This window comes from Streptomyces bohaiensis (assembly GCF_012033785.1).
In the GTDB taxonomy this organism is placed as follows: Bacteria; Actinomycetota; Actinomycetes; order Streptomycetales; family Streptomycetaceae; genus Streptomyces; species Streptomyces bohaiensis.
In genome coordinates this window covers 1-7,012 of record NZ_JAAVJC010000245.1, presented here as the reverse complement: position 1 = coordinate 7,012, position 7,012 = coordinate 1, and the positions used below count along the sequence as shown (strand labels likewise).

At 72.1% G+C, this 7,012-nt stretch carries 6 protein-coding genes; all 6 read left to right on the top strand.

The features are described from left to right. The first annotated feature begins 250 nt into the window (after positions 1–250). Entirely contained in the window at positions 251–1,462 is a 1,212-nt protein-coding gene (locus tag HCN52_RS19905) for a pyridoxal phosphate-dependent aminotransferase (RefSeq protein ID WP_168089826.1), read from the top strand. A gap of 125 nt (positions 1,463–1,587) precedes the next feature. Beyond that, positions 1,588–1,959, top strand: a complete 372-nt coding sequence (locus HCN52_RS25995) for a DUF6507 family protein (protein ID WP_168089825.1) — start codon at positions 1,588–1,590, stop codon at positions 1,957–1,959. After that, positions 1,956–3,401, top strand: a complete 1,446-nt coding sequence (locus HCN52_RS19895) for a hypothetical protein (RefSeq protein WP_168089824.1) — start codon at positions 1,956–1,958, stop codon at positions 3,399–3,401. Before HCN52_RS25995 ends, HCN52_RS19895 begins: the two co-directional genes overlap by 4 nt. Next, complete coding sequence (locus tag HCN52_RS19890) at positions 3,398–3,859, top strand: hypothetical protein (RefSeq protein WP_168089823.1); 462 nt, start codon at positions 3,398–3,400, stop codon at positions 3,857–3,859. Before HCN52_RS19895 ends, HCN52_RS19890 begins: the two co-directional genes overlap by 4 nt. Before the next feature lie 68 nt (positions 3,860–3,927). Then, positions 3,928–5,418 carry a DUF6177 family protein gene (locus HCN52_RS19885; protein WP_168089822.1) on the top strand — a complete coding sequence of 497 codons (1,491 nt, stop codon included), beginning with the start codon at positions 3,928–3,930 and terminating at the stop codon, positions 5,416–5,418. A gap of 36 nt (positions 5,419–5,454) precedes the next feature. Further along, a complete protein-coding gene (locus HCN52_RS19880; protein WP_168089821.1) occupies positions 5,455–6,951 on the top strand; it encodes a DUF6177 family protein in 1,497 nt (498 codons plus the stop codon). Positions 6,952–7,012 lie beyond the last annotated feature (61 nt).

Below are 7,012 nucleotides of genomic sequence, written 5' to 3'. Positions count from 1 at the left end.
GCGCGGCAGGAGCGCCCCGGGGACGGGGCTCGGCCGGCGTCAGAGCACGGCGAGCGCGTCGATCTCCACCAGCAGGCCGTCGGTCCGGCCGGCGCCGGCAGCCGCGGGACGGCGGCGACGGCTGTGGCGCACCCGAGCATCCGTGGCGCGCCCGAGCGACGTGAGGCGCCCGAGCGACGTGAGGCGGCCGCTCGTCCGTGTGGCGAGAAAAACAGCGCGCCCCGGCGGGCACGGTCGTATGGTGACCGCTATGCAGGTCATCCAGTCAACGAAGCTCGCCAACGTCTGCTACGAGATCCGTGGCCCGGTCCTGGAGGAGGCGCAGCGGCTGGAGGCAGCAGGCCAGCGGATCCTCCGGCTGAACACGGGGAACCCGGCGGCGTTCGGCTTCGAGTGCCCGCCCGAGATCCTCGAGGACATCCTCCGCAACGTGGGGGAGGCGCACGGCTACGGTGACGCCAAGGGCCTGCTGGCCGCACGCCGGGCGGTGCAGCAGCACTACCAGACCAAGGGGATCATGCTGTCCGTCGAGGACGTCTACCTCGGCAACGGCGTCTCGGAGCTCATCCAGATGGCGATGCAGGCGCTGCTGGACGACGGCGACGAGGTCCTCGTGCCCGCGCCGGACTACCCGCTGTGGACGGCGTCGGTCTCGCTGTCCGGGGGGACCGCCGTCCACTACCGGTGCGACGAGCAGTCGGACTGGATGCCCGACCTCGCGGACATCGAGCGCAAGGTCACCGACCGCACCAAGGCGATCGTGGTGATCAACCCGAACAACCCGACGGGCGCGGTGTACAGCGAGGAGATGCTGCGCGGGCTGACGGACATCGCCCGCCGCCACGGCCTGGTGGTCTGCTCCGACGAGATCTACGACCGGATCCTCTACGACGACGCGGTGCACCACTCCACCGCCGCCGTCGCCCCCGACCTGCTGACGCTGACCTTCAACGGCCTGTCGAAGAACTACCGCGTCGCCGGGTACCGGTGCGGCTGGATGGCGGTGTGCGGCCCGAAGGAGCACGCCTCCAACTACATCGAGGGGCTGACGATCCTCGCCAACATGCGGCTGTGCGCCAACATGCCGGCCCAGCACACCGTGGCGGCGGCGCTGGGAGGGCGGCAGTCGATCGAGCAGCTCGTCCTGCCCGGCGGCCGCATGCGGGAGCAGCGGGACATCACCTACGAGATGCTGACCCAGATCCCCGGCATCACCTGCGTGAAGCCCAAGGGCGCGCTGTACGCCTTCCCGAGGCTCGATCCCCAGGTCTTCCCGATCAAGGACGACCGGCAGATGGTGCTGGACCTGCTCCGCGCCGAGCAGATCATGATCGTCCACGGCACCGGCTTCAACTGGCCCGAGCCCGACCACTTCCGGATCGTCACCCTCCCCCCGCCCGAGCAGCTCGCGGACGCCATCGCCCGCATCGGAATGTTCCTCGACGGGTACGCCCAGTACTGAGGCCGGGGGTGCGTCCGGGGAACCAGCCGGGGCGCGTCGTCGTCTCCCCTCCGGGAGGCTCCGTGGGGGACGGGGCCGCAGCAGGGCGGACCCCGCGGCGAGCCGCGGGCCGGGGAGGGGGCGACGTGACGGGCTGGGACATCGACGCCGAGCAAGTGTGGGGACGGTACACCGCGAGTTCGGCCGGTCTGGAGGACTTCCGGCAGCACACGCGACAGTACAGCGAGCGGTACGACGAGGTAGGGGAGGTCGTCGGCGCCCTGGAGGTCGGGGGTGAGCGCCTGACCGGCGACGCCCTCGCATTCGCGCTCACCGTCTTCTCCCGCTACGCGGGCAGGCGCATCGACTACATCGAACACCGGCAGGAGCTGTGCTGGGGAGCCCTGGTCGAGGCCACCAACGCCTACGCAGCGGGCGACCTGGACATGGCTGCCGAGGCCCAGGAGCGCGCACGCCCCGTCGTGCCGGGCCCGACAGACGACTACGGGCCGCAGTGAACGACCTGGCGGCGCGGGTGCCCCGCTACACCGGCGATGTCGCAGAGCTAAGTCGCTGCGTCGCCCTGCTGGCGGCCGAGGCATCCCGTATGCGGCGAGCCGCGGCCGACATGGACGTGGACTTCGCAGCGGTGGGGGCGTTCTACCAGGCGCCGGAGGCGGAGCGGCTGTTCACCGCAAGTCGAGTTCTGACGGCAGTGGGAGAAGAACTTCTCGACGCCACCCGCGAGGTGCAGTATGCGCTCCAGCGGTTCGGTGAGCGAGCAACCGCGCTCTCCGCGCAGCTCGACCACCAGCGGGCGCTGCTGGCCGGCGAGCTCTGCAGCCCCGGCGACCCCGTGATCCCCGCAGACGCCGACCGCATCCCTGAGGAGACCCAATCGGCCATCGACCGCGTCCTCTCGGAGTTTCAGGAGGCGGAACGCGAGGCAGCCAACCGGATCAACGCGGCGTGCGGATTCGCGGGCCGGTTCGAGCCGGTGAGCGAGGAAGGCGCGGTCCGATTCGGTTACGGACTGGAGATCGGTCTGCTCGAACAGACCGAACGGCCGTGGGGTGAGCCACCCGAACAGCTGGGCTTCTGGCACGGTTTCGTCGTGGACGGCGCGTGGGGCACGGTTGTGGGCATGAAGGAGCTCCTGACGTCCGGTGAACCCTGGGTGTTCCTCGGCCAGTCGCTCGTCGGAATTGCCTCCTACAGCAACTTCACGGCCTGGATCGACGACGAGGACTTGCCGGGATGGCTACAGGACTCACGCGCGGCTGCGCGGGAGCTCGGGAAGTCCTTCGTCGCTTGGGACCACTGGGAACACGACAAGGGCCGGGCCTCGGGCGTCATTCTCTTCAACCTCGTGACCCTTGCCGCGGGCCCTCTCGGCCATCTCGCCAAATCCGGCAGGGCGGGCGGTGCGAGCGCGGCCGCCCTGCGCGGGGTGTCCCATTTCGGAGCAATGATCGACCCGACGACCTATGTGGGCAACCTGACGCGCAACAGTGTCAGCGGTGCGTCGCACCTGGCACGGGCAGAACGCCTGTATGCGATCGAGCCGCGCGCGACGCTGGCACTCGACGGGACCGTCACCTACCCGAACGGCACATCGATCGCGCGCGACGGAACGATCTCTTTCCCCGACGGTGCACGGGTGACGCCCGACAATGTGCTGCATTTCGGGCCGGACAGCGAGATCGCGCGCATCACCTCCGACGGACGGATGGAGTTCAGGGACGGCACGGTTCTGGATCCCGATCCCCCGCTCGGCCCTCGCGGCCGAGAACTTCTCACGGCCGCGCCGGAGAGCGCACGAGCCTCCTATCCTCACCTGGATGACGCGGTCTACCTGCGCGCCGCGGAAACCGCCTCGAACACCATGTCCTACCTTCCCTGGAGCCAGACCGCCGAGGCCGAGGAGAAGCACACCGACCGAGGAGCTGACCACAGGTGAGCGGCACGGATGTCCGGGCGGAGCGGAGCCTTCCCGTGGCGGCAGTCGACTGCGAGCGGTGCGGGGCCGTGCCCGCCGTACGGGCGGACCTGCGGCGCCTCACCGCAGTGGTGGTCCTCCATCGGCTCACGACGTCACAGCAGCGGCTCTGCCGGGCCTGCGGTATCCAGACGTTCGACCACATGACCCGTCGCACTCTGCTCCTCGGCTGGTGGTCGCCTCTCTTCCCGGTGAACGTGCTCCTGATCGTCCTGAACTTCGTCTCCTGTCTCCGCTACCTGCGGCTGGCGCCTCCGGAGGGCGCGCCGTGGGGGTGGTTGGTGAGGGAGCGCCGCCCGGGGCACCGGACCGCGGGTCTGCCCTACGTGTCTGTCGCCGCCGGCGCACTGTGCGTCTCCTTGGTGGTCGCCGCACTCGCCTACGCCGTCCATCTGAACTACGTCGCACTCACCGGTTAGCACCGGACCGCCACGCCCTCGCGTGGACGAAGCCTGCTCCTCCCACCCGTCCTGCCTGGAGGCTCGTCGTGACAACCGACGTCGTGGCACTGACCACCGCGGAGCCGACCCGAGGAGCGTTGCGCGACGCACTGTTCTGCACGGGGTCGAGGACGCTCGAGGTCTCCTCCGGGGGGATGCTGCTGCGGCTTCTGGGACGGGCGGGGAACACGGCGATGACCGTCGCGGCACCCCTGCCGGTCCGTGTGCCGGGGCAGGTCACCCGGCTGCTCGGTGACGTCCCCGGCCTCCCCGACGGGCCGCTGTGGTGGACCGAGGCACGCACACACATCAGGTCGCGAGGCGGGGACGCCATGCTCGGCACCTTCGCCTCCCGGCTGGCCGGGGCCGGTGGCGTGGTGTGGCCGCCCCGCCTGCGGCGAGCCGATCCCGGTTCTGACGTCGACCCCGGCTTTCCGCCGCTGACGATCGCGGCGCAACCGGCTCTCGATCTCGTCGGCCCCACCTCGGCGGTCGTGCACCAGGACCGGCCGGTGGTCGGCGTCTCCTTCTGGCTGCAGGACGCTCTCGCGGCGACGCTCGCGAGCAGCCCCGTGCGGCGGCTGGACATCGTCACCGGCCCGGACACGAAGCTGACCTCGCAGCTGGCCGAGCTGTTGAACCCGAGGACGCTGCGATGGGTCGTCCACGACGGGCCGGAGCTGTACGACGGCCGCACCGGCGAGTCGCTGGCCTGGGAAGGACCGCACACCGGTGGACCCGGCGTGCCTCGCCCGGTCCGTGCTCCACGACCCCGCCCCGTCGTCGCCGAGCCGTGGCGCCGCACCCGGGAGTCGCAGCTGACCCGCGCCGCCCTCGGCCGCGCCGGGGACCGCCGGCTGACCCTCCATGTGACGTGTGGACACCAGCCCTCCGCCGGTCTCGTCGTCGGTCGCGTCGCAGAGGTGGTCTGGCGCGCCGTCACGGACGAGCTGCCGTCCGGTTGGGGGACGCAGGAGCCGCTCGGTGCCCCGTGGTCCACCGAGCACCTCACCGCCCTGGCACGTGCTCGGATGCCCGGACCGACCTACCTGCTCGTCGCCGGTTCGGGGACGCGGCCGGCGGCCGGCAGTCTCCGGGTGACCCGCACCGGCGACGGGGTGGTCGAGGGTCTCTCGGTGAGTTTCGGCTACCCGGACGGCGACGAGGTGCCCGACGCCCGGACGCTTCGCTCCCTGGCCCGCGTGCTGGCGGAGGAACACGGTCTGCGGAGCCTGTTCGCCTCCGTCCGGTCCGCCTCCGCCGACCTGCTCGACGCGCCGGTCTTCCCCGGGGCCCCCGGACCCCTCGCCCTCGCGCTGCACACCGGCGGGACCCAGGGGAGCCGCCCCGGCCTCTCGGGCGAGCGCATCGGCGCCGCCCACCGCTACCACGCGTTCTCGGGCGATCCGGGGCAGTGGCGCGAGCTGCGGTCGCTCTCCGAGGAGTACGGGGTGCCGGTCGGGACGTGGACCGACCCTCCGGCCGGTGCGGCTCCGGGAGCGAAGGAGGCGTACACGGCCATGGGGTACGCAGTGTGAGGCCGAACCGTCCCGCAAGGCCCGGAGGGGTGCCGCATGAGCTTCGACATCGTCGTACTGACCAGCGCGCAGCCCGACCGCGAGGCCCTCGTGCTGGCCTTGGCGGCCGGGGCGGCGCACCGGGTGGCGAGGACCGGGACAGGCACCCTGGAGGTGATCGCTGACGACGGCCGGCCCCTGGTGGCCGTTTCACCGCCGGAGCGTTCCACGCGGGGGGAGGCGGTCCGGCTGCTTGGGCCGGTGCCCGCGCTCGGGGACGGCGTCCTGTGGTGGACGGAGATGCGGACGTGCACCGCGGACGACCTGGCTGCGACCACCGCCCGCGCCATCGCCGGGCACCTGGTGGAGATCATGGGAGGGCACATCTGGTCCTCCGGCTCCTGGAACCCCTGGTCGCATCACGCGGACGGCTCTGACGTGACACCGACGGGAACACCGGCCGGCACAGCCGCCGAGGCGAAGTCTCCCGCCGTGGACCGACTGACGCACGACGCCGCGGTCATCGTCCAGGACCGTGCGGTCGTCGGCGTCTCGCGCTGGTTGCAGGACAGCGTCCGAGCAGCATTCGAGACGGACCCACCGCGTCAGGTAGGTCTCGTCACCCCTGCCGACACCCGCATCACCCTCCCCCTGCACGACCTGCTCACTGTCGGCGCGGTCCGCTGGCTGCTGCCCTTCGGTGACCTCTTCTACGACGGCCTCACCGGCGCCGTGGTCGACTGGGCAGCGGATCGACCCCACGATCCGCGCCTGTCGAAGCCGGATTCGTGGCGGACGGTACGCGGCCCCGACGGCACCCCTGTGACGGCGAGCGCCTTCACCGCGGAGAGCGCTGGTCCTCCGGGCGCGCTCGCCACCCCCGTGCGGCAGTCGCCGCCGGGAGGGCTCCGACTCTCCCTGCAGGCGACGACAGCTGCGGAGGCGACGGATCACTGCCTGCTCGGCGCGAGCACCGAACTGGCGTGGCGCTGCCTGACGGGTGACACCCCCGCCTCGTGGGGGACAGCGGAACCGGCCGGCACCCCCTGGTCGCGGCAGGACCTCACGCGAGCCCTTCGCGCCCGGCTGCCGCTGCCGACCTGGGCGGTTCTGGTGGGCTCGGGGACGCCGGCCGCGACGGCCACCGTGCGCGTGGCGACGCTCGGTACACACCTGATCGAGGAACTCACGCTGCACATCGACCTGCCCGCGGACGGGCAGCCGCCCTCCGGCGACACGCTGCGCGAACTGGCCGGAAACCTCTCCCCGCTGGGGCTGCGCACTCTTGTCGTCGCCATGGGCGTCAGGAGCGGGCACCTGACGGCCCCGCCTCGCCGGAGACCGGCCACCGTGCCGCTCGCGGTGGCTGTGGGCTCCGCCGACCGGGGACGGTTCCCTTCGGGCGCCGTCCCCGGTCGGGACGGTGCCGCGACGGGATCCACCGCAGGCGCGCACGGGGGCCCCGTGCTCGTCCTGCCCGGACGGCACGCCGACTGGGCCGAGGTGGAGCGCTTTCTGCGCGCCGCGCGGAGGTCGGCCGGCGGCACCGCTTGAGGCCGATCCGCCGGGCGGCCGGTCAGGGGCGCCGCGACCGGCGTCTCCAGCGGCCGGCGGG

Excerpts from the sequence above, each read along its gene's own strand:
- HCN52_RS19905 (WP_168089826.1), top strand. The coding sequence starts at position 251 with ATGCAGGTCATCCAGTCAACGAAGCTCGCCAACGTCTGCTACGAGATC.
- HCN52_RS19880 (WP_168089821.1), top strand. The coding sequence starts at position 5,455 with ATGAGCTTCGACATCGTCGTACTGACCAGCGCGCAGCCCGACCGCGAG.